Annotated in this window: 14 protein-coding genes, 15 tRNA genes, 1 rRNA gene and 2 riboswitches; all 30 genes read left to right on the forward strand. The window is 48.5% G+C overall.

The window, feature by feature from the left end:
* Positions 1 to 114 (forward strand): 23S ribosomal RNA (locus tag C3B52_RS20840); the annotation flags it as partial.
* Between the two features lie 53 nt (positions 115 to 167).
* A tRNA-Asn gene (locus C3B52_RS20845) sits at positions 168 to 243 on the forward strand.
* Between the two features lie 5 nt (positions 244 to 248).
* A tRNA-Ser gene (locus C3B52_RS20850) sits at positions 249 to 339 on the forward strand.
* Positions 340 to 366: 27 nt separating this feature from the next.
* Positions 367 to 443, forward strand: a tRNA-Met gene (locus C3B52_RS20855).
* Between the two features lie 9 nt (positions 444 to 452).
* A tRNA-Leu gene (locus C3B52_RS20860) sits at positions 453 to 537 on the forward strand.
* A 20-nt stretch (positions 538 to 557) separates the two neighbouring features.
* A tRNA-Glu gene (locus C3B52_RS20865) sits at positions 558 to 634 on the forward strand.
* A gap of 3 nt (positions 635 to 637) precedes the next feature.
* Positions 638 to 713 (forward strand) — tRNA-Val (locus C3B52_RS20870).
* A gap of 80 nt (positions 714 to 793) precedes the next feature.
* A tRNA-Met gene (locus tag C3B52_RS20875) sits at positions 794 to 870 on the forward strand.
* Positions 871 to 946: 76 nt separating this feature from the next.
* Positions 947 to 1023: transfer RNA gene (locus tag C3B52_RS20880), tRNA-Asp, on the forward strand.
* A 37-nt stretch (positions 1024 to 1060) separates the two neighbouring features.
* Positions 1061 to 1136 (forward strand) — tRNA-Phe (locus C3B52_RS20885).
* Between the two features lie 18 nt (positions 1137 to 1154).
* Positions 1155 to 1230, forward strand: a tRNA-Thr gene (locus tag C3B52_RS20890).
* A 7-nt stretch (positions 1231 to 1237) separates the two neighbouring features.
* Positions 1238 to 1312: transfer RNA gene (locus tag C3B52_RS20895), tRNA-Gln, on the forward strand.
* A 5-nt stretch (positions 1313 to 1317) separates the two neighbouring features.
* Positions 1318 to 1393: transfer RNA gene (locus C3B52_RS20900), tRNA-Lys, on the forward strand.
* 38 nt (positions 1394 to 1431) lie between these two features.
* A tRNA-Leu gene (locus C3B52_RS20905) sits at positions 1432 to 1513 on the forward strand.
* A gap of 51 nt (positions 1514 to 1564) precedes the next feature.
* Positions 1565 to 1640, forward strand: a tRNA-Gly gene (locus C3B52_RS20910).
* A gap of 3 nt (positions 1641 to 1643) precedes the next feature.
* Positions 1644 to 1720: transfer RNA gene (locus tag C3B52_RS20915), tRNA-Arg, on the forward strand.
* A 201-nt stretch (positions 1721 to 1921) separates the two neighbouring features.
* Positions 1922 to 2875, forward strand: a complete 954-nt coding sequence (locus C3B52_RS20920; protein ID WP_103108332.1) for an AAA family ATPase — start codon at positions 1922 to 1924, stop codon at positions 2873 to 2875.
* Between the two features lie 14 nt (positions 2876 to 2889).
* The gene (locus tag C3B52_RS20925; protein ID WP_103108333.1) at positions 2890 to 4095 is read left to right on the forward strand and encodes a DUF58 domain-containing protein; all 1206 of its coding nucleotides are present in this window, start codon (positions 2890 to 2892) and stop codon (positions 4093 to 4095) included.
* A gap of 4 nt (positions 4096 to 4099) precedes the next feature.
* On the forward strand, positions 4100 to 6334 hold the full coding sequence (locus C3B52_RS20930; protein ID WP_103108334.1) for a DUF4129 domain-containing transglutaminase family protein: 2235 nt from the start codon (positions 4100 to 4102) through the stop codon (positions 6332 to 6334).
* A gap of 20 nt (positions 6335 to 6354) precedes the next feature.
* Positions 6355 to 6457: riboswitch (purine riboswitch) on the forward strand.
* A 167-nt stretch (positions 6458 to 6624) separates the two neighbouring features.
* A complete protein-coding gene (gene guaA / locus C3B52_RS20935) occupies positions 6625 to 8163 on the forward strand; it encodes a glutamine-hydrolyzing GMP synthase (RefSeq protein WP_103108335.1) in 1539 nt (512 codons plus the stop codon).
* A gap of 90 nt (positions 8164 to 8253) precedes the next feature.
* Positions 8254 to 8355: riboswitch (purine riboswitch) on the forward strand.
* Positions 8356 to 8498: 143 nt separating this feature from the next.
* Positions 8499 to 9875 carry an NCS2 family permease gene (locus C3B52_RS20940; RefSeq protein WP_103108336.1) on the forward strand — a complete coding sequence of 459 codons (1377 nt, stop codon included), beginning with the start codon at positions 8499 to 8501 and terminating at the stop codon, positions 9873 to 9875.
* Between the two features lie 324 nt (positions 9876 to 10199).
* Positions 10200 to 11498 carry a histidine--tRNA ligase gene (locus C3B52_RS20950; RefSeq protein ID WP_103108338.1) on the forward strand — a complete coding sequence of 433 codons (1299 nt, stop codon included), beginning with the start codon at positions 10200 to 10202 and terminating at the stop codon, positions 11496 to 11498.
* Positions 11499 to 11554: 56 nt separating this feature from the next.
* Entirely contained in the window at positions 11555 to 13054 is a 1500-nt protein-coding gene (locus C3B52_RS20955) for a M1 family metallopeptidase (RefSeq protein WP_103108339.1), read from the forward strand.
* 43 nt (positions 13055 to 13097) lie between these two features.
* Positions 13098 to 14639: a M1 family metallopeptidase gene (locus C3B52_RS20960; RefSeq protein ID WP_103108340.1), complete on the forward strand. Its 1542-nt coding sequence runs from the start codon at positions 13098 to 13100 to the stop codon at positions 14637 to 14639.
* Between the two features lie 191 nt (positions 14640 to 14830).
* Positions 14831 to 15319, forward strand: coding sequence for a 5-(carboxyamino)imidazole ribonucleotide mutase (purE, locus tag C3B52_RS20965; RefSeq protein ID WP_103108341.1), 489 nt, complete (start codon positions 14831 to 14833; stop codon positions 15317 to 15319).
* Complete coding sequence (gene purK / locus C3B52_RS20970) at positions 15316 to 16479, forward strand: 5-(carboxyamino)imidazole ribonucleotide synthase (RefSeq protein ID WP_103108342.1); 1164 nt, start codon at positions 15316 to 15318, stop codon at positions 16477 to 16479. The genes purE and purK overlap by 4 nt, the downstream gene beginning before the upstream one ends.
* A complete protein-coding gene (gene purB / locus C3B52_RS20975) occupies positions 16476 to 17771 on the forward strand; it encodes an adenylosuccinate lyase (RefSeq protein WP_103108343.1) in 1296 nt (431 codons plus the stop codon). The genes purK and purB overlap by 4 nt, the downstream gene beginning before the upstream one ends.
* 135 nt (positions 17772 to 17906) lie before the next feature.
* A complete protein-coding gene (locus C3B52_RS20980) occupies positions 17907 to 18614 on the forward strand; it encodes an ABC transporter ATP-binding protein (RefSeq protein ID WP_235615805.1) in 708 nt (235 codons plus the stop codon).
* Entirely contained in the window at positions 18611 to 22795 is a 4185-nt protein-coding gene (locus tag C3B52_RS20985) for an FtsX-like permease family protein (RefSeq protein ID WP_103108344.1), read from the forward strand. The genes C3B52_RS20980 and C3B52_RS20985 overlap by 4 nt, the downstream gene beginning before the upstream one ends.
* 164 nt (positions 22796 to 22959) lie before the next feature.
* Complete coding sequence (locus C3B52_RS20990; protein WP_103108345.1) at positions 22960 to 23475, forward strand: sigma-70 family RNA polymerase sigma factor; 516 nt, start codon at positions 22960 to 22962, stop codon at positions 23473 to 23475.
* Positions 23476 to 24194 lie beyond the last annotated feature (719 nt).

Genomic DNA, 24194 nt, shown 5'->3' on the forward strand with positions numbered 1-24194 from the left:
TCCCACAGCGTAAGCTGGTAAGACCCCTCATAGACGATGAGGTTGATAGGTTCGGTGTGGAAGCGTGGTAACACGTGGAGCTGACGAATACTAATCGGTCGAGGACTTATCCACACACTCTTAGCAAGCATGCGTATTCAGTTTTGAAGGAATGAATCCTTCAATGTTCCTCGGTAGCTCAGTTGGTAGAGCAATCGGCTGTTAACCGATCGGTCGGCGGTTCGAGTCCGTCCCGAGGAGCCACATATGGAGAGTTACCCAAGAGGCCGAAGGGGACGGTTTGCTAAACCGTTAGTATGCGCAAGCGTAGCGAGGGTTCGAATCCCTCACTCTCCGCCATATGTATTTTTAACCTCATAGTTTTATGGCGGTGTAGCTCAGCTGGTTAGAGCGTTCGGTTCATACCCGAAAGGTCGGGGGTTCGATTCCCTCCGCCGCTACCATCATAAGTTGCGGTCGTGGTGGAATTGGCAGACACACCATCTTGAGGGGGTGGCGGGGCGACCCGTGCGAGTTCGAGTCTCGCCGACCGCACCATATGTTTTCTAATATTGCATGGCCCGTTGGTGAAGCGGTTTAACACAGCAGCCTTTCACGCTGTCATACAGGGGTTCGAATCCCCTACGGGTCACCATAGGGAGGCTTAGCTCAGCTGGGAGAGCATCTGCCTTACAAGCAGAGGGTCGGCGGTTCGATCCCGTCAGCCTCCACCACTTATATATTAAAGGATAAGAAAGGTCAGCTAAAAGCACCACGTCCTGTGGTAACGCTGACACTCGATCGTCCTGATCGTCGCGGGATGGAGCAGCTCGGTAGCTCGTCGGGCTCATAACCCGAAGGTCGCAGGTTCAAATCCTGCTCCCGCAACCAAATTTTTCACTTGAACTACGTCGAATGTTCTTCTTGCTCAAGTGAGATGGGAGTGCCCTTGGGTGCAACCAAATATGGAGCTGTGGTGAAGTTGGAGTTCACGCCGGTCTGTCACACCGGAGGTCGCGGGTTCGAGTCCCGTCAGCTCCGCCATTTTTTATCTAAAGAAATGGCTAAGAATCATAATTGAGGCTCGGTAGCTCAGTCGGTAGAGCAGAGGACTGAAAATCCTCGTGTCGGCGGTTCGATTCCGTCCCGAGCCACCACTAATACTTTATAAATGTGCCGGTATAGCTCAATTGGTAGAGCACCTGACTTGTAATCAGGGGGTTGTGGGTTCAAGTCCTATTGCCGGCACCATTTATTTTGGGGTATAGCCAAGCGGTAAGGCAACGGACTTTGACTCCGTCATTCCTAGGTTCAAATCCTAGTACCCCAGCCATTTACGAGCCATTAGCTCAGTTGGTAGAGCATCTGACTTTTAATCAGAGGGTCGAAGGTTCGAGTCCTTCATGGCTCACCAGTTTTTACAACTAAATTGCTTTCTGTTTTAGTTTACATGCGGGTGTGGCGGAATGGCAGACGCACCAGATTTAGGTTCTGGCGGGCAACCGTGGGGGTTCAAGTCCCTTCACCCGCACCATACTATTACAGAAGGGTTTGCAGCCAGAGCAAGCCTTTTACTTTTTTTAATGCGGACGTAGCTCAATTGGTAGAGCGTCGCCTTGCCAAGGCGAAGGTCGAGGGTTCGAGACCCTTCGTCCGCTCCATCTGTGCCCTTAGCTCAGCTGGATAGAGCGTTTGACTACGAATCAAAAGGTCGGGAGTTCGAATCTCTCAGGGCACGCCACTATATTGTATGGAATCGAAGAGTAGGAATTAGTCCTACTCTTTTTTGCATAATTGCTTTCATAATTTTACAAATTTTAAGCATTTTTTCCTTGTATCTCCTAGTCTCATCTATTACTTTAGAATGAGGATGCACATTTTGCCTATGTAGTTGCTGTTTACACCTGACAGAAGAATACAATGGAACAGGAGTTGTATCTACATGAACCCAATAAAATTGGAACAAACGCATCCCTCTGTATTGAAATTAATAGACAATATAGAAAAAGTGTTAATTGGAAAAAGATCTGTCATCGAGATGATGGTGGCAGCTGTATTAGCTAATGGCCATGTTTTGCTGGAGGATGTACCAGGCGTAGGGAAAACCATGCTGGTGCGCGCATTAGCGAAATCAGTAGGTGGAGAATTCAAGCGTATACAGTTTACTCCGGATTTATTGCCGACAGATGTAACTGGGGTCGCTATTTTTAATCAGAGGAGTCTGGAATTCGAATTTCGCCAGGGACCGCTCTTCGCCAATGTGATTCTAGCGGATGAGATCAACCGGACTTCACCGAAGACGCAATCCTCCCTTCTGGAGGCTATGGAGGAGCGTTCGGTCACTGTCGATGGCGTAACTTATCGTTTGCCTGAGCCTTTTTTTGTAATGGCGACGCAAAACCCGTTGGAATATGAGGGAACTTTCCCACTGCCTGAGGCACAGCTTGACCGCTTCCTCATGCAATTACGTTTGGGCTATCCAAGCGTGGATGAGGAAATGCGCATGCTGTCCAGATTCTCCGATGCCAATCCACTCGACCAACTGGAATCAGTGATGACAGCAGAGGAGCTCGCGCAGCTGCAACAGCAGGTATCAGCAGTTAAAATATCAGAGGGCGTCAAGGAGTATATTGTACGTCTTTGCCACCGTACACGGGATCATCATCATGTTTATTTAGGGGTAAGTCCTCGTGGCTCGCTCGCTCTTTATCGGGCTTCACAAGCATTGGCCTTCGTTAGGGGACGGGAATACGTCATTCCTGACGATGTAAAAGAGCTCGTACCGCTCATTTTTGCTCACCGGATGATGGTAAAGCCGGAATCTCGTCTGGAAGGATCGACTGTGGAACGGATATTGACGGCGATCTTGTCTGAAACCCGCGTTCCAGTAAGTTGAGGCGGTGACTATGCATGAGACAGCAAAGATGGGGCAAAGCCAAAGTTATTGGATTAGTAGTTATCACCTATATATTCGCTAAGTTTCAAGGCGGGTTTTCTAGCTGGTTTTTGTTTTACAGCAGCCTAGGCTTTTTCGTGTACCAAATGCTGGCTTACTATCTGATGTATGCGACCTTGGAGGTCGTACGTGAAGTAGATCGAAACCGCTTGCAGGATGGGGATAGTGTGATTGTTACCATCCGCTTGCGTAGGCGGATTTGGTTTCCACTGGGATGGAATATGATCGTCGAGCCACTACCTGATCGGATTGCAGGTGTTTACGAGCCGCATCGACAGCTGGTATTTCCTTGGTTCAGACGGGAAGTAGAATTTCGTTATGTCATTCCAAATTTGCCGCGTGGTCATTACCGACTGACCAATTGTATTGTAAGTGGCGGTGATTTTTTTGGCTTTTTTGAGCGTAGACAAGTATTCCCGCTATCAGATGAATTTCTCGTCTATCCAAGATACAAGGAGCTGACCCATTGGGCATTAGGAGATGGAAGCTTCAGTGGAAATGTGCATGTGTCTCATCGGCGATCAGATGATGTAGCGGCTGTTCGAGGAGTCCGGGAGTATCACCGTGGCGATCGACTCAGTCAAATTCATTGGAGAGCCTCTGCACGGGGAACAGGTTTAAAAACAAAAGAATTTGAGCATCAGGCGATGAACCAGGCGGTCTTTTTCCTCGACGTAGAAAGAGAAAGCTATCGCGATAAGCCTGCGCAGTTATTTGAGACGGCCGTGAAGCTGACTGCGAGCTTGATCGCCTATGCGAACCGCAATCAGTATCATTATGGTCTCGTCTATAAGCAAATAGAGCGTATCTCCCTCGCACCATCCATTTCTCATGCGCATCTATTTCGCGTGTTCGATCAATTAGCGCGAGTAATGCCAGAAGGCAGCGATCCTTTCTCCAAAATCATTGGGCGCGAAGCATTGGAGCAACCGCAGGGGGTAACGCTCATCATTGTTACTCCTCGGGTCGAAAAAGGGCTCATCAGTAGACTCATTGCACTCACGCAAAAAGGCAGACGGGTTCAACTGTTTTACGTCCACGCTGATCAATCGCTCTCTGACGAGCAAAAGCGGGCGCTGCAGCTGCTTATGGCAAACAAGGTTACATGTACGTCTATTCACATGGAGAATCACGAGTGGAAGCGGATTGGAGGTGCCTAGACTCATGAACGTATGGAAACGTCCGACGAGCTTGGAGTGGGTCTCAGCGCTTTTGTTGTTCCTGTTGCTGCGAGAATGGCTTTTCCCCATGCAAGAGCTGACAGATACGGGCATTTTGTGGCCGTTCTTCATAATTGCCGCTGGCGTACTCATCATCGATGTACTTGTACCTTTTAGATGGATGACACTCCCCATTAAGCTGCTCGGACTGCTGTGGCTGCTACATGCAACGATGTTTGATACTCCCTTGTTTGGGACGGAATGGCTTGACGAGCTTTATGGGAACATCGTCCGTGATTTCCCGCTTGCTTTGCAGCAGAACTGGGCAGATATGTCACTGGTATCACGCAATGCCATGTTTGATCTGGCGCTGCTCATTTTGATATCCATGCTGACGTACCTGGTTCTGGAGCAAAGACAAGGACTCTGGTTTGTATTTCTGACAGAGCTCTATTTGTGTGTACTGGATACGTTTCTTCCTTATGATGCGAGTGCAGGGATTGTCCGTACGTTTATCTATGGCTTCTTGCTCTTGACCGTCAGTCATTTGACCAAAATGACAAGCATGGCTAGCTTGGCTGGAAAGAAAGTGCGAATTCTAGGGAATTCAGTGCTGGCCTCCCTTTTGATCATTGCTATCAGCGTTGGGATTGGTTATGCTGCTCCGAAAAAAGACGCTAGCTGGCCTGATCCGGTCGCCTTTTTGACGGGGAGTGATAACAATGCTCCCGTTGGAGTCATGAAGAAGGTTGGCTATGACAACAATGATGAACGACTGGGCGGTCCGTTTTTGCAGGATAATACGATGGTGTTCATTGCAACCACCAACGAGCGAAGCTATTGGCGCGGAGATTCCAAGGATGTTTATACCGGTGTAGGCTGGGAAAAGGAAAAAGCCAACTATGAATCCATTCTGGACCCGCAAAACCATGAATGGAAAGAAGTATTGTTCCACGGCTTTGAAACCAAAAAGGTAGATGCCACGCTGGAGTTTAAGGGACCGCAGCAGTTCGCAACCGTTTTTTACCCGGGGCAACTGAAAAAGGTCAGTGACTACGCACCACCAAATGCGACCGTGGTCTACGACATGATGAACCAGCAGCTAGAGGTACGTGCAGGGAAGACGACGCTGATCCAGCTGGAAGGGACACAGGAAAAGTCTGTGACCAGACCAAATGGAACACTGCTGAAGCTGAATCAATACAACGTAGAAGCAGAAGTACCGATTGTTAGTGAAAAAGCTGTTACGCAAGCAGGCACAGACTATCCAAGGGACATCAGGGAGCGTTATTTGCAGCTTCCGGCTACGCTTCCTCCGCGTGTCAAAGAACTTGCGCAAACGGTAACCAAGGATGCAAAGACGCCGTACGAAAAAGTGAGAGCAATCGAGAATTACTTACGCTCGAGTGGAAAATATAAGTATGAAACGAAGGATGTTCCTGTACCGCAAGAAGGTCAGGATTTCGTTGATCATTTCCTGTTTGACAGTATGCGAGGCTATTGTGACCATTTCTCTACCTCAATGGCTGTCATGCTGCGTACACTGGATATCCCGACACGCTGGGTAAAAGGCTTTGCACCAGGAGAGCGGGTAGGCACGGATGCCCAGAACAACGAGATTATGGAGATACGCAACAAGGATGCCCACTCTTGGGTAGAGGTGTACTTCCCGGGACATGGCTGGATTCCTTTTGAAGCAACCAGTACCTTTATGTCTCCGGTTCGGTTTAACTACGATCTCCAAACATCGCAGCCACAAATTCTAGTTCCGCTACCTGATTTGGGGAACACAGCATCTCCAGACCGTGGGGATGGTCGTTTCAATGAATTGGAGGAAGGGGACGCTGTATCGAGTAAACGTTTTTCGATTCCATGGCAGGTAAATGCTGGCGTGGTCGCTTTGCTCGCGGTGGCGGGTGTCGTAGCGTATCGTCGCAAAAAGGATCTGCAGATATGGTGGCTTCGCAGGCAAATTCATAATGAGCGGAGTACGCAATACAAGGATCGCTACAACCTGTTAATTCGCATGGTAGAAAGTGTTTACGCCCGCAGACAAGCAGGGGAAACCTTGCGCGAGTATGTAAGCAGGCTCACGATTCCGGGCGACAAGAGACAGGATCTGCGTTATCTGACCGAGATGTACGAACGAGCGATTTACGGCTTCAAGGAGATGGAACAGAAGGCACGTACAGTGGCAGAGCAAGTAATAGAAAGATTGATCCGTCAACTGAAGCCTTGAACAATGACGTTTCATCTGCTAGAATGACGATCAATGAGACTCGTATAATGATCAGGAATATGGCCTGAAAGTTTCTACCGCCCAACCGTAAATTGAGCGACTACGAGGATAGCACTTCGGATTTTTGTACATGCAAACCGCACATGTGTACACAAGCTGGGACGCTGCCTCCGTATGATTTTTCGGAGGTAACAGTCCCGGTTTTTTTGCAAATATGCGACAACTTGTATCTACATCCGGGGGAAGCGGAAATTTGCACGTCCTGTGCATTACAGGAGAAGGGGGAAGTCATGGACAAGTCAGTGGAAATGGTCGTCGTACTTGATTTCGGAGGCCAATACAATCAGTTGATCGCACGTCGTGTACGCGATCTGGGTGTTTACAGCGAATTGGTACCATTCAATACGCCTGTGGAAAAAATCAAGGAAATGAAGCCAAAGGGCATTATTTTCTCCGGTGGTCCAGCGAGTGTCTACGAAGAAGGAGCGCCAAAAGTAGACCCTGCTATTTTTGAACTGGGCTTGCCAATCCTGGGTATTTGCTATGGTATGCAATTGATGAGCCATATGCTCGAAGGAAAAGTTGAGCGCGCTGGCAAACGCGAGTACGGTAAAGCCGAGCTTCGTTTGCAAGATGCACACAGCCTGTATGAGAAATGGGATGCAAGTGAAATCGTTTGGATGAGCCACTCTGATAAAGTAGTAGAGCTCCCAACCGGTTTCCGCGTAGATGCAGTGAGCGACAGCTGCCCGGTAGCTGCGATCAGCCACCCAGAGCGCAAGCTGTACGGTGTTCAATTCCACCCAGAAGTTCGCCATACGGTAAAAGGAACGGAGTTTATTGGCAACTTCTTATTTAACGTTTGTGGATGTGAAGCGACCTGGAGCATGACTACGTTCATCGAGGATGAAATTGCTCATATCCGTGAAACAGTTGGCAACAAGCAAGTACTGTGTGCACTGAGTGGAGGAGTAGATTCCTCTGTAGTAGCAGCGCTGATCCACAAAGCAATTGGCGATCAATTGACTTGCATGTTCGTTGACCATGGATTGCTGCGTCAGGGAGAAGCTGAAGGCGTAATGGAAACATTCGCTGACAAGTTTTCTATGAAGGTAATCAAAATTGATGCTCGCGAGCGATTCTTGGGCAAGCTGAAGGGCGTTTCCGATCCAGAGCAAAAACGTAAAATCATCGGTAATGAATTTATTTACGTATTTGACGAGGAAGCTGGCAAGCTGACAGATATGGACTTCCTGGCACAAGGAACACTGTATACTGACATCGTTGAGAGCGGAACGGCAACGGCTCAAACGATCAAGTCTCACCATAACGTCGGTGGTTTGCCTGAAGACATGAAGTTTACTTTGATTGAACCATTGAAAGCACTGTTTAAGGATGAAGTACGTAAATTGGGTACAGAGCTGGGCTTGCCAGATGAAATCGTATGGCGTCAACCGTTCCCAGGTCCAGGACTTGGCATTCGCGTTTTGGGCGAGGTTACAGAAGAAAAGCTGAAAATTGTTCGTGAATCCGATGCGATTCTTCGTGAAGAGATTGCCAAAGCAGGTCTCGATCGCGAAATCTGGCAATACTTCACGGCTCTGCCGAACATGACAACAGTTGGGGTAATGGGCGATGTGCGCACGTACTCTTATACGGTTGGTATTCGTGCCGTTACTTCCATTGATGGTATGACTGCTGACTGGGCACGTATTCCTTGGGATGTATTGGAGAAAATCTCTACTCGTATCGTAAACGAAGTAGATAACGTAAACCGCATCGTCTATGATGTGACCTCCAAGCCACCAGCAACAATCGAGTGGGAATAGTAAAAACACGGATGTTTGTTGGTAAGTAAAAATTAACGTTCGTATTTTCGTTGACATATGTATGCGCACCTGTTACACTTCTCAATGTGTAAGAGGTAACATAGGAAGGTTCGTATATTCTCGGGAATATGGCTCGAGAGTTTCTACGGGGTCGCCATTAACGACCTGGCTACGAACAAAATGTCAACGGGATGCGTTATTGTTATTATTTTTGAAATTGTTCCCGATGTGTTTTGTGAAAAGGCCAGGCGCATACTAATAGCGTCTCGGCCTTTTTCTGTAAAAAACGGTTATGACCGTTTTGTTACCACAACCATGACATGGGGGGACTAGAGGTGCGGAAGTATTTTGAGTTCGACAAACTAGGCACCAATTACCGCCGCGAGATTATCGCGGGTATCACAACGTTTTTGGCAATGGCATACATCTTGGCAGTAAATCCTTTCATACTTAGTGGTGCTGATCTGCCGCCTGAACTGAAGGCAAATTATCCAGAATTCAATTCGGTGTTTACGGCTACAGCTCTTGCAGCAGCAATTGGCTCCCTGTTGATGGGGTTCCTCGGACGTTTGCCAATTGGACAGGCACCAGGTATGGGTTTGAATGCTTTTTTCACCTATACAGTTGTTTTAACGATGCAAATTCCTTGGCAGCAGGCTCTCGCCGGAGTTTTCCTGTCTTGTACAATCTTTTTGATTCTCTCTCTTACAGGTGTTCGTGAAGCGATCATCAAGGCGATTCCACAAGGCTTGAAATATGCTGTATCTGCAGGGATTGGACTTTTTATTGCTTTTATCGGTTTGAAAAATGCAGGGATCGTGGTAGCAAATGAGGCAACGTTTGTAGCGCTCGGCCACCTGACCTTCTTCCATGAAGGAATGAAGCCAGAAGAGATTCTAGCTGCGAAAAATGCACTGCTGGCTGTTTTTGGTCTGATTGTTACCGTTGTTCTGCTTTCTCGTAAAATCAACGCAGGTATTTTTATCGGTATGGTAGTAACTGCAGTGGTTGGGATGATTTTTGGATTGGTAAGTCTGCCAGGCAGTATCGTTGCGCCAGTTCCAAGTATCGCGCCTACGTTTGGTGCGGCGTTCCAATACCTTGGAGATCCTTCCTCATTGTTCACTATGAACATGCTGATTGTTGTCCTGACGTTCTTGTTTGTTGATTTCTTTGATGCGACAGGTACTCTCTTGGGAGTTGCCAGTCAAGCTGGTTTATTAAAAGAGGATGGCAATCTGCCGCGACCAGGAAAAGCGCTTGCTTCTGATGCGGTTGCCGGTATGGCAGGTGCAGTTTTGGGTACATCAACAACGACAGCTTATGTTGAATCAACAGCGGGTGTAGCTGCAGGTGGTCGCTCCGGTTTTACTGCGATTGTAGTAGGAGTAATGTTCCTCTTGGCATTGTTCTTCTCACCGATACTTGCGATTGTGACGCCAGCTGTTACAGCCCCGGCATTGATCATTGTTGGCGTACTGATGGCTTCCCACGTTGCCCATATTGCGTGGAAGGATTTGGACGAGGCGTTCCCGGCATTCCTGACCATTCTTCTGATGCCACTGACTTACAGCATCGCGACAGGTATTGCTGCTGGTTTCATCGTTTATCCAGTGATGAAGGTGTTGAAAGGCAAAGCACGTGAAGTACATCCAGCCATGTACGTATTGTTCTTCGTCTTCCTGGCTTACTTCATCTGGCTGCGCGAATAGAAGAAAAGAATAGCAGCTTCCTGTCTATGAGACGGGAGCCGTTTTTTGTTTACCTAAACTCCGGCGCTTGCATATTTGCCTCGATCTGATGTATGATGGGAAAAATCTTTTTGAAGAGGGATCCACGATGAGATGTAATTACGTATTCCTTCAACAGCATCACCACGGCTAGAGCGTTTGTATCTTCGGAAATTTTTCCGCAGGTGCAAGCGCTTATTGTGCTTTGTGCCTGCGGTGGTGACTTTTTAAGCCATGCGGGCATGTAGCTGCCCTGCATGGCTTTTTGCATTTTCACAATAAAAAGAAGAGAAGGAGCGATCAACTATGGAAAACGGAATACTGAGAAGCGTAAAAGGAACCAAGGATTTCATGCCACAGGAGCAAATGATTCGAAACCGGATTCGCCGCACGCTGGAGGGCGTATTTGAGGCATATGGATGCAAGCCGTTGGAGACGCCTATGATTCAGTATTACGAACTGCTCGCATCGAAGTATGGAGGCGGTGAAGAAATCCTGAAGGAAGTATATCGCTTAAGTGATCAGGGAGAGCGGGAGCTGGCACTGCGCTATGATTTGACAGTTCCTTTGGCCAAAGTAGTCGGCATGAATCCCGAAATACGGATGCCTTTCAAGCGCTATGAAATTGGGAAGGTCTTTCGCGATGGTCCAGTAAAACCGGGCAGATTCCGTGAATTTATCCAGTGTGATGTCGATATTGTCGGGACGTCCTCGATGCTGGCGGAAGCAGAGCTGATCAGTATGGCTTTTGCTGCCTTTCAAAAGCTGGGCCTTCTGGTTTACATCGAAGTGAATAATCGCAAGCTGCTCTCTGGTGTACTACAGGAGCTAGGCGTCCCAGAAGAGCTGGCTGGGGATGTCATGCTGTCACTCGATAAGCTGGAGAAGATCGGTGTTGAAGGCGTAGAGGAGGATTTGCGTGAGCGAAAAGTGGAGGAGTCGATCGTTGTTGCGATTACGTCCTTTTTGCAAACGGGTGCTCTCTCGCTGGAACAGCTGACAGAGCGTTTCTCTTCGGCGCTCGTGCAAGAAGGTGCGTCTGAGCTCAGACAGCTGCTTGCCTATTTACAGGAGGCAGAGGTGGAGGGTGACGTACGATTTACGCCATTTTTGGCACGTGGCTTGGGTATCTACACGGGAACGGTATACGAAATTTTTCTGCAGGATCGAAGCATCACATCAAGCATCGGGAGCGGCGGACGATATGATGAAATCATCGGGCGGTTTCTCGGGGATGGCAGAGAGTATCCGGCGGTAGGAATATCGTTTGGACTCGATGTGATTCTGACTGCGCTTGCGATGCGACCCGCGGCTTCGGAAGAACGTGCGGCTGATGTACTGGTTGTGCCGCTCGGGACGGAAGCAGCCAGCCTCGCATTGGCCAATCAGCTGCGAGCCAGCGGAATGAAGGTAGAGCTTGAGCTGACGGGCAAGCGACTGAAAAAAGCACTGGATTATGCAAATAAAGAACAAATTCTTTTTGTTGCCATTTATGGAGAAAACGAAGCCAATAGCGGGAATATCGTAATAAGGGATATGCGCCGTGGGGCCGAGCATGTCATGCCTTTGGATGAAATACAGCAGTGGCTTAAGACAGCTCAATAAGGTGGTATTCATTTTTTCCATATTCAGGTAGGATAGGGGAAAAGGGAGGCGATGGCGTGAGGAAATCGGTCTTTGTGCTAGGCTGTATGGCGTTATTTTTGGGGCTGGTGTTGCCCGCACAAGCGGAGGAACAAGCAGGCTCTGACAAAGCTATTTATCAGGCAAAAGTGAATATCGACCCTCAAAGGAAGCATATTACGGGCAGCGTAGACATTACATTTTGGCCAAAGGATAACAAGCACGCATACCTCCACCTCTACCCATATGCCTTTGCGAGCGAACATTCTGGTGCGCAATGGGATCAACTTTTAGGCAATGATCCATCACTTGCGACGTATGCTAGTACAAAGCTCTCTGTAGATGGAAAGCTGGTAGAGGGAAAGCGTTCGGGGACGATTCTCGAAGTGCCATTGGCTGAGGCGGATGACAAGAAGGCCAGATCAACTCCGACGAAAATTGCGCTAGACTTCGATCTGACACTCCCGCATAACGATGGCAGGATGTCCTATGATGATCACTCCATATGGCTGGGCAATTGGCTTCCAATCCTGGCGGTAGAGGATCAGCATGGCTGGCACCTCGACCCGTACGAGCCAACCGGTGATCCCTTTTACAGCAAGAACGCAGACTATGAAGTAGATGTAACCTTGCCAGAGGGCTATCAGCTTGCTAGTTCGGCAACAGATTCTAATGCTGAAGTAAACACTTCTCAATCGGGAAACAGGACTTATCTTTTGCGAGCAGATGATGTACGGGATTTTGCCCTCGTCATCATGGACGGGACCTATAAACGACTGGAGGGAAAAGTTGGGGATACTGTTATCAGAACGTGGTGGAGAAATACAGATGACGAAGAGGGAGCAAAGCATGTTCATGATGCAGCAGCCGCGTCACTGGAATATTTCAATAGCCAGTTCGGGACCTACCCCTATAAGGAATATGATGTGGTCCGTGTTGGAGGAAAGATTAATGGCATGGAATACCCTGCTTTAGTCTTTTTGGATGGCAGCCATTTCACATTCGGTGGGACAAATGCTACGGCAACTGTCGTACATGAAACCGCACATCAGTGGTTTTACGGCTTGATCGGAAATGATCAAATCCACGAAGCCTGGCTGGATGAAGGGTTCACAGAATATGCCTCACTCGCTTTTCTATCTAACAAATATCCGGAGGTTGGGTTCGAGCGTGTTCGAAAACGGTTGATGTATGGAACGATTGTACCGTTCTATGTGCAGGAAGAGCTGCGTCCCTGGCAAGAGCTCGCTGCCTTTCCAGACAATCAGAGCTACAGTGATTTGGTCTACTCGCGTACATCGTCCATGCTCTGGATGCTGCGAGGAGCTTGGGGGGAGAAGCGACTGCATGAGGTGCTCCACCAGTATGCCCGGAAATACAGGCTAGGAATTGCCGATGGTGAAGCATGGAACACGGTGCTTTCTGATGCTGCAGGAGAAGACGCTAGTAGCTTCCTTGATTACTGGCTGAAGCTCGATATGAGCCAGCAGGATAAAGCAGCGGCATGGTTAGAGCGTCAACGCAAGGCACCAAAGTAGTATCGAACAAGAACGGTGAGATGTGTAAAGGCAGGGGATCGCCATGTGGCGAAATAGGTGGGTGCTCAGCGTAGTGGTGGGGGTAGTGCTTGTCGGATTTCTATGGGAGAAGCCATGGACATCACTGGCTGGAGCGGGTGATAAAAGCGGCAAGTCACAGGAACCACCGCCTGCTCAAGTAACGTATCGGGCAGACGTATGGATGGATATGAAGGAACGGGTTGTAACGGGCACGCTGGCTGTTCGTTTTGCGCCACAGGATGACAAGGCTTTTTTTCACTTATACCCAAATGCGTTTCAACCAACTGCCGATTTAAGCGGTGTGAACTGGGAGCAGGTGCTCGGAAAACAACGTGAGCCAGGCGGAATTTCCATTACCGATGTTCGCGTGGACGGTCAGGCAGTTGATGTGGTTTACGCAGGGAAGACGAACACCCTGCTGCGAGTCCCGCTCCCTGTCAGCAAGCAGCAGCTGAGGCAGACAGAAGTAGAAATGAGCTTCCGTCTGCAGGTCCCGTATAATAACGGACGTCTGTCGTTCAACGATCACGCCATGTGGCTAGGCAACTGGCTGCCGATTCTTTCAGTCAAGGATGCGGACGGCTGGCGTCTCGACCCGTATTCCTCCATTGGCGATCCCTTTTACAGCAGTATGGCGAATTACCATCTGCGCGTGCATCTTCCGGCAGGCTTTCAGCTCGCTACCAGCGGAATCGAGAGTGTAGCTGTCGTCACCGAGACCCGTCCAGAGCGCCGAAGTACATATGAGCTGGATGCGTGGAACGTTCGTGATTTTGCGATGGTGATTATGGATGATACGTATCGCCAGACGAGTAGCAAGGTAGGGGATACGACCATCAATACATGGTGGCAGCTAGGAGATGATCCTGCAATCGTAGAGCGTCTCCATCAGATTGCCAGCAAATCGTTAGCCTATTACAGTGAGCAATTCAGTGCCTACCCTTATAAAGAATACGATGTCGTCAAAACGGGCGGCTTTTTTGGCGGGATGGAGTATCCATGCATCGTTTTTATCCAAGACGACCTATTTAACCGCAGTGACCCGATGGGCGAGGCTGTAGTGGCACATGAGACCGCACATCAATGGTTTTACGGGCTGATAGGTAGCGACGAGGTACGAGAGGCATGGCTAGATGAGAGTTTGACAGACTATGCGACGATGGCGTTTCTGGAGCAGCTGGATGCCGATCGTGCGAAAGGCTATATCCATTTGAGACTCAGTCAGTCACGAGCGGCCGAGGCTTATGCTGCTCGCGGCTTGACCGCATGGCATAGTGTAGAACAATACCCGGACTGGAAAAGCTATAATGATCTCGTTTACGGGCGGGCTGGCGTCATGTGGTGGACTTTAAAGGAAGCGTGGGGCGCTGAGCAGCTGCATCAAATTTTGCGAAATTATGTAAAGGAGCATCAATACAGCCAAGCAAGCGGAAAACGACTCGTGAAAATTTTCTCGGATGCTTCTGGTGCGGATGCCACCCCATTTTTTGATTACTGGCTTGGATTGAAGCTGGATAAGGCGGCTTTAGCAGAAGAATGGGTAAAAAGGGTTAAACACGAATGATGAAATGAAACTCTTTTTACAATGTTCGGAAGCGAGGTTGACAGGCAAACTTTCTCCCTGATAAACTGAATATGTTGAAAGCGAACGAGTACGAATAGCCCAGGCGATGAGTACGGCAGAAAAGCCGTTAGTCGGTTGGGTTTTCTTTTGAGGATACCACTTTTATGAAAAAAGTAGGGGGCGAAGAGTGCATGGTCAAGCCGTTGGTTGGGGTTATTATGGGCAGCACGTCGGACTGGGAAACGATGAAGGAAGCTTGCGCAATTCTGGATGAACTGCAAGTGCCTTATGAGAAAAAGGTAGTGTCGGCTCACAGAACGCCAGACCTGATGTTTACGTATGCAGAGAGCGCCAAAAGCCGCGGTCTAGAGGTCATCATCGCTGGGGCAGGCGGTGCAGCTCACTTGCCGGGAATGGTAGCTGCCAAAACGGAGCTGCCTGTTATCGGGGTACCGGTCAAGTCTTCAAACCTGAATGGCTTAGATTCGCTTTTGTCTATCGTACAGATGCCAGGCGGAGTACCGGTAGCGACTGTAGCGATCGGGAAAGCGGGAGCAATCAATGCTGGACTGTTGGCAGCACAGATTTTGGGAATCAAATATCCGGATATTCAGGAGCGCTTCGTCATCAGACGTGATGAGGTGCGGAATAAAGTGCTGGAAGCGAGTGAACTGGAATGACAAACAGGGATAGCAAGCTGATAAAACCAGGATCAACGATAGGCATACTTGGCGGAGGACAGCTTGGACGGATGATTGCGCTGGCTGGACGAGCTATGGGCTACCGTTTTGTTACGATGGACCCGACAGAGGATGCACCATGTGCACAGACCGCCGACAGGCAAATTGTCGCCAGCTACGATGATGTAAAAGCAGCCATGCAGCTTGCTTCTCTCAGCGATGTGATATCATATGAGTTTGAAAATGTGGATGCACAGGTGGCAGAGGTTTTGGAAAGTCAGGCGTATGTTCCACAGGGAAGTCGTCTGTTGCGCATTACCCAAAACCGAATTCGGGAAAAGACAGCTATCCGAGAAATTGGAATTCCGGTTGCTCCTTTTTGCGTAGTGAACAGCCTGGAGGATTTGCAGGCAGCTGTTCGCGAGCTGGGCTTGCCAGCCGTCATGAAGACCGCCACAGGTGGGTATGACGGAAAAGGACAGTGGGTATTGAGAAGTGAAGCAGAGCTTACGGAAGCGTACGAAACCTTAGCGAAGGCGGGAACTGAGCTGATCGTAGAGCAGTTCATTCCATTTCAGCTGGAGCTTTCCGTCATTGCGGCACGCAATCCTGCTGGTGAGCTGGCTGTATTTCCAACCGCCGAAAACATTCATAAGGAAAACATTTTGCATTTGAGTATTGTACCTGCGCGCGTCTCGGACGAAGTAAAGAAGCGTGCCGAGGAAATCGCCCGCACGATCGTGGAAAAGCTCGATGTAGTCGGCTTGATTGCGGTTGAGCTGTTTTTGACCGCCGACAATCAGCTGTATGTGAATGAGCTGGCTCCGCGCCCGCATAATTCTGGACATTACACCATGGATGCGTGCGTGACCTCGCAGTTCGAACAACATGTCCGCGCGGTGTGCAATCTGCCTTTGGGATCAACAGAGTTGCTCTCGCCCGTCGTCATGGTTAATATTTTGGGAGAGCATCTACAGCCTGTTATTGATCGAATCGACAAGCTGCCGCCTACTGCCAAGCTCCATCTGTATGGAAAGGCAGAGAGCAAGGAGAAGCGGAAAATGGGGCATATCAACGTGCTTGCCCCTACTGTGGAGGAAGCACTCGCCCGCATAGAAGAACTCGAAATCTGGACCAATCAAACGGAGGTATCATCATGATTGAACGTTATTCCCGACCAGAAATGCGTGCTATCTGGACTGAAGAAAACAAATTCAAGGCTTGGCTGGAGGTCGAAATCCTCGCATGTGAAGCATGGTCCAAGCTTGGCGTTATCCCGGAAGAAGACGTAAAAAAGCTGTGGGAAGGCGCTAGCTTTGACATTAACCGCATTTACGAAATCGAGGAGGAAACTCGCCATGACGTAGTGGCGTTTACCCGTGCGGTTTCGGAAACATTGGGCGAAGAAAAGAAATGGGTACACTACGGACTGACCTCTACAGATGTGGTGGATACAGCCCTGTCTTACCTGCTGCGCCAGGCAAACGAGATTTTGGAAAAAGACATCGAAGACTTTATCACGATTTTGGCAGACAAGGCTCGTGAGCATAAGGATACAGTATGCATGGGCAGAACCCACGGTGTACATGCCGAGCCAACGACATTTGGCTTGAAGCTCGCACTGTGGCATGAAGAAATGAAGCGCAATCTGGCTCGTTTCCAGGCTGCCAAGAAAGAAGTAGCTTTCGGTAAAATTTCTGGTGCGGTAGGTACGTATGCCAACATCGATCCGTTCGTAGAGGCTTATGTATGTGAAAAGCTTGGACTGTCTGCGGCTCCGATCTCTACTCAAACCTTGCAGCGTGACCGTCATGCGGAATACATGGCAACACTGGCACTGATCGCGACATCCCTAGAGAAGTTTGCGACTGAAATCCGCGGTCTGCAAAAGAGCGAAATGCGCGAAGTAGAAGAAGCGTTCGCCAAAGGACAAAAAGGCTCCTCTGCAATGCCTCACAAGCGTAACCCGATCGGCAGCGAAAACATCTGCGGACTGGCTCGTGTCATCCGTGGACACATGCTTACTTCCTATGAAAATGTATCGCTCTGGCATGAGCGGGATATTTCCCACTCTTCTGCTGAGCGCGTGATTTTGCCAGATGCGACACAAGCGCTGAACTACATGCTGCGCCGCTTCATGAACATCGTGAAGAACCTGACTGTCTTCCCTGAAAACATGAAGCGCAATATGGATCGTACATTCGGTCTGATTTACTCTCAACAGGTTATGCTGAAGCTGATCGAAAAAGGCATGAGCCGCGAGCAGGCTTACGACACTGTACAGCCGCGTGCGATGCAGGCTTGGGAAGAACAACGCTCCTTCCGTGCGATTGTAGACGAGGATGCGACGGTAAGCTCTACGCTGACCAAGGAAGAGCTGGATGAGTGCTTTGATTATCGCTACCATTTGAAGCATGTGGATACGATTTTTAAGCGTCTTGGTTTGTTGTAATTGAATAGTCGAGTGAGATTGGACGCCTCCATTTTCGTGGGGGCGTTTTTTTGTTTTCCTTTATCTTAACTAGTTACCAATTTAAGGGATTATCGTCTTATGTTGTAGAGGGCAGATGAACAGGGGGTATTCGCTTTGAGATCTATAAGCAGTGCTCACATTCAAGTACGTGATGTTACCAAAACATATAGTGGTGATGGAGTAGGTACTACAGCGCTCGAAAACATAAATGTAACCTTGAATAAAGGTGAAGTGACAGCTATTGTTGGTCCTTCTGGATCGGGTAAATCGACATTGTTACAAGTAATTGGCACACTGGACATTCCAACGACCGGAACGATTCATTACGATGAAGTAGAGATAGGTACATTAAAGAGAAAACGTCTGGCTGATTTTAGATTTGATTGTATAGGTTTTATTTTTCAGCAATTTCATTTGCTGCCGACTCTAACGGCATTGGAAAATGTTATGTCTCCCTTGTTACCACGACGAGTAGCTTATGACAAGATGAGCAGGGCAGAGGAATTACTAGGCTGGGTAGGCCTGGAACATAAACGAACCGCATTGCCCTCCCAAATGTCTGGAGGGGAGCAGCAGCGTGTTGCAATTGCCCGCGCACTGGTTAATCAACCATCTTGGCTTTTTGCTGACGAGCCTACAGGCAATTTGGATACGAGCAATGGGGAGATGGTTTTCCAATTACTGCGTAAGTATCAGAAAGAATATGGGAGCGGAATCGTCTTTGTCACGCACGATCAACATTTAGCGAGTCAGGCAGACAGATTGATTGAAATGCGGGATGGACGAGTCATTTCTGATGTACCCAAGGGGTGGCATGCGTGATCCGCTTTATTTGGAATAATTGGTGGCGTCACCCTGAGCGATTTCTCCTCCTGCTAGTCGGCATGCTTATTATCAGCTCGACCCTCAGCTATTTTGTCGGTGTGACTGAGAGCAACAACGGGACGACTCAAGAGATTTTGCAAAAGCGCTGGAAGGCTGCCTATCATATCGTGGTTCGACCAGAAGGATCGCGCAGTGTGACGGAACAGGACCAGCTATTGGAGCCAAATTATTTGAGTGGGCTTTACGGAGGGATCAGTTTAAATGATTACACCTTGATCAAGAATATGCCTGACGTTGAAGTAGCGGCTCCACTGGCTCCAGTTGGATATTCAGGGACGTCATTTTCATATGGAAAAGTAGAGAAGCCAAAAGAGCCGGGAATCTATCGCCACATTAGAGCAGCTTACAGCAACGACGGGGTACAAATTGTTCCAAGGTTTGAACGGACTTTTTACTATACTCAAGGGCTTTGGAGTATTTCCAGAGAAGAGCAGGATGCTCTCCAACGGGGTGTGCTTGAGCCATATGGAGTAGAGACGTGGATACTGGAGCTTAATGGATTCTTCGGTCAGCTACTAGTGGGCATCGATCCAGAAGCGGAGGCTCGTCTTATTGGCTTAGATCAGGCTATCGTGCCGGTAGGAAAAAGCCGTTACTTTTCCGAGCATGACAAAGCAGAGACCACAGATTCAGGCGATGGAAGAAAGATGACAAAACTGCCTATTCTGATGAGCAGCCGGATGGATAGCGATTTCTGGTACGAAGATAGGTATGAAAGATTGAACCTGCCGTTTTCCACCAAAGATAAGGCCGATCAGACCATGAGAGAGGTGAAGAACAAGGGGGGAGTATCATTTCTGGATCAGCAAGAGACGGTGGGAGAACCTCTTAAATATTCTTTTGACTCCAATCAAGCACATGCGCTTTTGCTATCTAGTTTGTCAGGAATTGATAGTAAAACGGGAAAACCATTTCTCGCTTACCAGAATAATAATCAAAGTGCAAGGATAAGTCCCGTTTTAAGCGAGAAGCCTAGTTCGCTTTTTTTTGAAAAGGTAGCCAGTCCTTATCCAGAGCGCTGGAATTATGCTTTTAGTGTACAAGCAATTGAGCCGAAAATTCCGCAGGACGTACAAGAGCATTATTTATACACAGCAGATGATTTCCCCAACTCCTTCCGTCCCTTTCAGCTTGTAGAAAACTGGAACTGGAGTCATCTGATAGATCCATATTGGATAGGCTTTTACGATCCAGAGCGATTGGCCATTTCCAAAGACCCAATTAACGAATTACCTATGGAAACGTATCGTCCTGCAGAGGCGCGCTTGGTCTTGGACAAAGACGAGAAGCCGCTGAATCCATCTATCCCCTTGTACCCGAGCCTTAATCCGTTTGGGTTGCTTACCAGCCCGCCGTTGCTGTTGACCACAATTGACGCAGCAGCACAGCTAGTGGGGGACAAACCGATTGCATCCATTCGACTAAAGGTGAAGGGGGTGGATAGCGTCAATGAAGCTAGCCAGCAGAAGCTGGAGGAAGTGGCGAAGGAGATTGAAAAACGAACAGGGCTGATAGCTGATATAACGCTTGGTTCTTCTCCCCAGCCTGTCCTTGTACGCGTTCCGGAAAATGGCGCTTTTCCAGAGATGGGCTGGCTGGAGCAAATTTTTGTGAAACTGGGTACCGTTTTTACGCTGTTTCACGAGACCAAGCTAGGCTTTTCTGGCATTATGGGTATCGTTATGCTTATGGCGGCTACATACGTCTTTGCCACAAATTTGGTGACGCTTTACGCCAGAACGAGCGAATTTGGATTATTGGTGAGTATAGGATGGCGTCCTATCCATGTAGTAGGCATCATCTTTTTAGAAGCATGCATGCTCGGAGGGATGGTCACCCTCATCAGTTGGGCAATCGTAGGGGCGGTCGTTCTCCAACATAACGCCATGATTTCGCTTGGTCGTGTTTTTTTGATCGGATCTTTTGGCTTTGTCATTTACGTCCTTGCAGCGGTTCCAGCAGCTTTTATGGTTGGCAAGATTTCTCCTTTTGCCATGCTTCGGACAGGAGAGCTACAGCCAGGCACTCGCCGGATGGTTCGGGTACAAGGAATCTTTTCATTGGCACGAGGGCATTTACTTGCCAAGTTTCGTCGGAGTCTGCTCTCCATATTTGCTATGGCGGTCCCCACAGGACTACTGGTTTTTTTTGGCTTCGTCACCTTCCGTCTACAAGGAATGATGTATACGTCCTGGCTAGGTCAATTTGTCGCCGTAGAGATCGGGCAAGCGCATTACGTTGCGATGGTTCTTGCGCTGGTGATCGCGATATTGACCACAGCGGAAATTATTTGGCAAAACGTCATGGAACGCAAAGCAGAGTTGCTGCTGCTTAAAGCGATGGGGTGGCGAAACGGGGCTATTTTTCGCCTGATCCTCTGGGAAGGGCTGCTTTGCGGTTTACTGGCGGCATTCTGCGGACTAGGGCTAGGAGTTTTGGTGATTGTAGCGATGTATCAGCAGTTTCCGACGGAAGACATTTTGTTGCTCTTGAGTGCAGGATTGATTCCTATCCTGGTGGGGATGTTGGGTGCTGCCTTTCCCGCCGTGATGGCAGTGCGGTTTCATCCTGCAGAAGGGATGCGTGGTTCTCAGAAAAACCGCAGAAAGGCAGAACGGATGCTGCGCTTGATGATGGCTGTACTCCTCATGTGTTGTATAGTTGGGGCGACTGTCAGTGCGATCCTGCTGTGGCAAACTCCTGCGTCACAACAAGAAACTGTGTCAGAGCAACCCCCAATTGTGCAGCTTGTACCATCGGGTGATGCTGCTTCTATAGAAGGAGGTTCTTCTAAGGAGGAGGCAGGACTGGGCAACCTGACCGGATTTGTTCCACAACCTATACCAGACGGCAGCAAAGCCAACTATGATCTTTCCCTGCATATGAAGCCAAACGGATCTTTCGTTGCAGAAGCGACAATCCAGGTGGAAAACCGTTCGGCAGATACGTGGGATTCAGTCGTGTTTTATTTCATCCCCAACGTGTTTACGAAGGAAAATAAACCCGGTTCGATAAAAGGTGACGCCGATGTAAGAATCATAAATGTGGAGTTAAACCAGGAGCAGGCAAAGTATCACCTCACGTATGACACGCTCGAACTTCCGTTAGAGAACAAGATGGCTCCTGGGCAAAAAAAGGAGGTACGAGTCTCATACACGTTCACGGTCCCAGAAGATGGACTACGTTTTGACAAGATGGGCCAACGTTACTTTCTCGCCCAATTCTATCCGATGCTGGCGACCTACCAGAACGGATGGAGCAAGCATGACTACCGGGTAAATGGAGAGTCCTATCATACAGATCATGCAGACTTCAAACTTCGCTACGAGGTGCCGCCAGGTTATCAGGTCATTACCACTTCTGATGAGGATGGAGCGGAAGCTAAGGAGTCGGGGGAAGTAACTGTTTCAAAAGTCCGTGAGCTTTATGTGGCTGTAGTAAAAGGCGTGGATTCTCTTTCTCAAGAAGTAAATGGTGTCCAAATTCGGGTATTCGGAGAAAAGACCAACCCAAACCAATTGGAAGCAGCACTGCAGGCGGCATCGGATGCTCTTCCTTATTTCTCGAGCAAAATTGGTTTATATCCTCACAAGCAGCTAGACATTTTGGTGGATGGCCGAGTCAGCATGGAGTATCCTGGAGTGATAACGGTAGCCGCACAAGAAAATTTGGCGTCTTTAAGACAGACTATCGTTCACGAGCTCGCCCATCAATGGTTTTACGGAGTGGTGGTCAATGATTCCTACCAGGAAGGATGGCTGGACGAGGGATTTGCTGAATTGTCGAGTATGATGTTTTTCATGGATCACGACAAAATAAGCGAACAAAAGGTGTGGGAGAGGACAAAAGCAGCTGCCCAGTTGGCGAAAGGGAAGCCCTCAAACTTGGCGTTAGACGCTTATAAAGGTGAGATATATGGAGCTTTTTATGCCGTACCATCGCTGAGACTGTGGGAGTTGATCTCAACTTATGGGGATGTATCAGATGGATGGCGCTTTTTACAGTCCTATTATGAACAGTATGCCTACAAGCAGGTCGACACCAAGGAATTTGTACGCTTCGTCACCGCCTATTTCCCTGTAAAAGAAAATTATTTTTCCGATTGGCTCAAACTGTAACGAAATGAAAGGCTCTCCCGTACCTATACATGCGAGAGCTTACAAGCACTCTATAAGTACCTTACAAAAGTGTAAGCTTCTTGAAAGTTAACTCGATGGTTCCCTTTCTACATCCGTTTTAGAATGAAATCAACTCATACGGATCATGAAATGGGAGATCGATTATGAAGACTGCACTTATATATCCAAAACTCAATCATCAGCAAATCTACGAAGAATACTCTGCCAAAATATATCGCTATTTCCGTTACCGCGTGAAAAATGTTTGGGACGTGGAGGATTTGACCACGACCGTATTTATCAAGGTATACTCCAAGCTGGAGCAGTACGATGGACGTCATCCGTTCGGAGCCTGGATTTTCCGCATTGCGCACAATTCATTGATTGATTACATGCGCAAAAAGAAAGAGTGCCCGGTGGACCAGGATACATTCGCTACGATGAAAGCGACCGATCAGCTGCCGGAAGAGTGCCTGCTGACGCAGGAGTCAACTGAAGTGCTGTGGCAAAAGGTACATACCTTGACCAAAGACCAGCGCAACGTCATTTCACTTCGTTACCTTGCTGACCTGAGAATGAACGAAATCGCTGAGATTCTGGGGAAAACAGAAGCCTCGGTAAAAATCTTGCACTTCCGTGGAATCAAAAAGCTGCAACAAATGATGATTGCTCATGCTTAGGGTGGACACTAGTCCCACCCTTTTTTGCGCGAACTGCTTGAATACCTATACAACGGTTCGGGAAAAGGAATGAAAGAATACTTGATCGTGGCTTTTGGTGGAGGAGAGGAAAGAGGAGAAAACGCTCTAGCTTCTTGGGATACTAGCTGGAGGTGTCCGAGCCCAGCTCCGAGGATGGTATCCCAAAGAGCTCACGCTTGTTTCTCCTCTTTCCTCATCACAAGCTTTGCTATTTGGCACGAGGCTAGCTTGCAAAGATTCTTTTTAAATATCTTTTGATTGCCACTTCAATGGAAACTGCTCAATTTCCTAAGCCTTTAAAAATGCTTCATGGTTCTAGTTGACCAAAGCAATTCATCCGTGTTTAACAAGTTATGTCGTTCAAGCTTCGAATGTCTCTACAGCTTGCATAGGAAACAGTGGGAAAGAGGGAAACACGCCCTTAAGCGTCCACCACTGAGCAATCATCTTTGGGAGGACCACTTTGGACGCGGTTTCCCTTTTTTCTCGTAAGCGGACAGTGCACACTCCCTGCTAGAGGCCCAAGTACCTGGAGCGTTTTCCCCTGTTTCCTCCCCACCACTGAAACTACGAATAACAGCAAACAAAGACGCCTTTGTTCATCGGCTAAACCGCGGTCGCTCATCCACGATTAGCCTCGTTCAAGGTTTTCTTACTGAATCAGAAAGCAAAGCTTCCCGGGACCTACATCCTGATTC

Source organism: Brevibacillus reuszeri (genome assembly GCF_002897295.1).
Classification (GTDB): Bacteria; Bacillota; Bacilli; order Brevibacillales; family Brevibacillaceae; genus Brevibacillus; species Brevibacillus reuszeri_A.

What these genes read in the sequence shown, in the direction of transcription:
- C3B52_RS20920 (WP_103108332.1), top strand. Translation starts at nt 1,922, where the DNA reads ATGAACCCAATAAAATTGGAACAAACGCATCCCTCTGTATTGAAATTA.
- C3B52_RS20925 (WP_103108333.1), top strand. Translation starts at nt 2,890, where the DNA reads ATGAGACAGCAAAGATGGGGCAAAGCCAAAGTTATTGGATTAGTAGTT.
- C3B52_RS20930 (WP_103108334.1), top strand. Translation starts at nt 4,100, where the DNA reads ATGAACGTATGGAAACGTCCGACGAGCTTGGAGTGGGTCTCAGCGCTT.
- guaA (WP_103108335.1), top strand. Translation starts at nt 6,625, where the DNA reads ATGGACAAGTCAGTGGAAATGGTCGTCGTACTTGATTTCGGAGGCCAA.
- C3B52_RS20950 (WP_103108338.1), top strand. Translation starts at nt 10,200, where the DNA reads ATGGAAAACGGAATACTGAGAAGCGTAAAAGGAACCAAGGATTTCATG.
- C3B52_RS20960 (WP_103108340.1), top strand. Translation starts at nt 13,098, where the DNA reads ATGTGGCGAAATAGGTGGGTGCTCAGCGTAGTGGTGGGGGTAGTGCTT.
- purE (WP_103108341.1), top strand. Translation starts at nt 14,831, where the DNA reads ATGGTCAAGCCGTTGGTTGGGGTTATTATGGGCAGCACGTCGGACTGG.
- purK (WP_103108342.1), top strand. Translation starts at nt 15,316, where the DNA reads ATGACAAACAGGGATAGCAAGCTGATAAAACCAGGATCAACGATAGGC.
- purB (WP_103108343.1), top strand. Translation starts at nt 16,476, where the DNA reads ATGATTGAACGTTATTCCCGACCAGAAATGCGTGCTATCTGGACTGAA.
- C3B52_RS20990 (WP_103108345.1), top strand. Translation starts at nt 22,960, where the DNA reads ATGAAGACTGCACTTATATATCCAAAACTCAATCATCAGCAAATCTAC.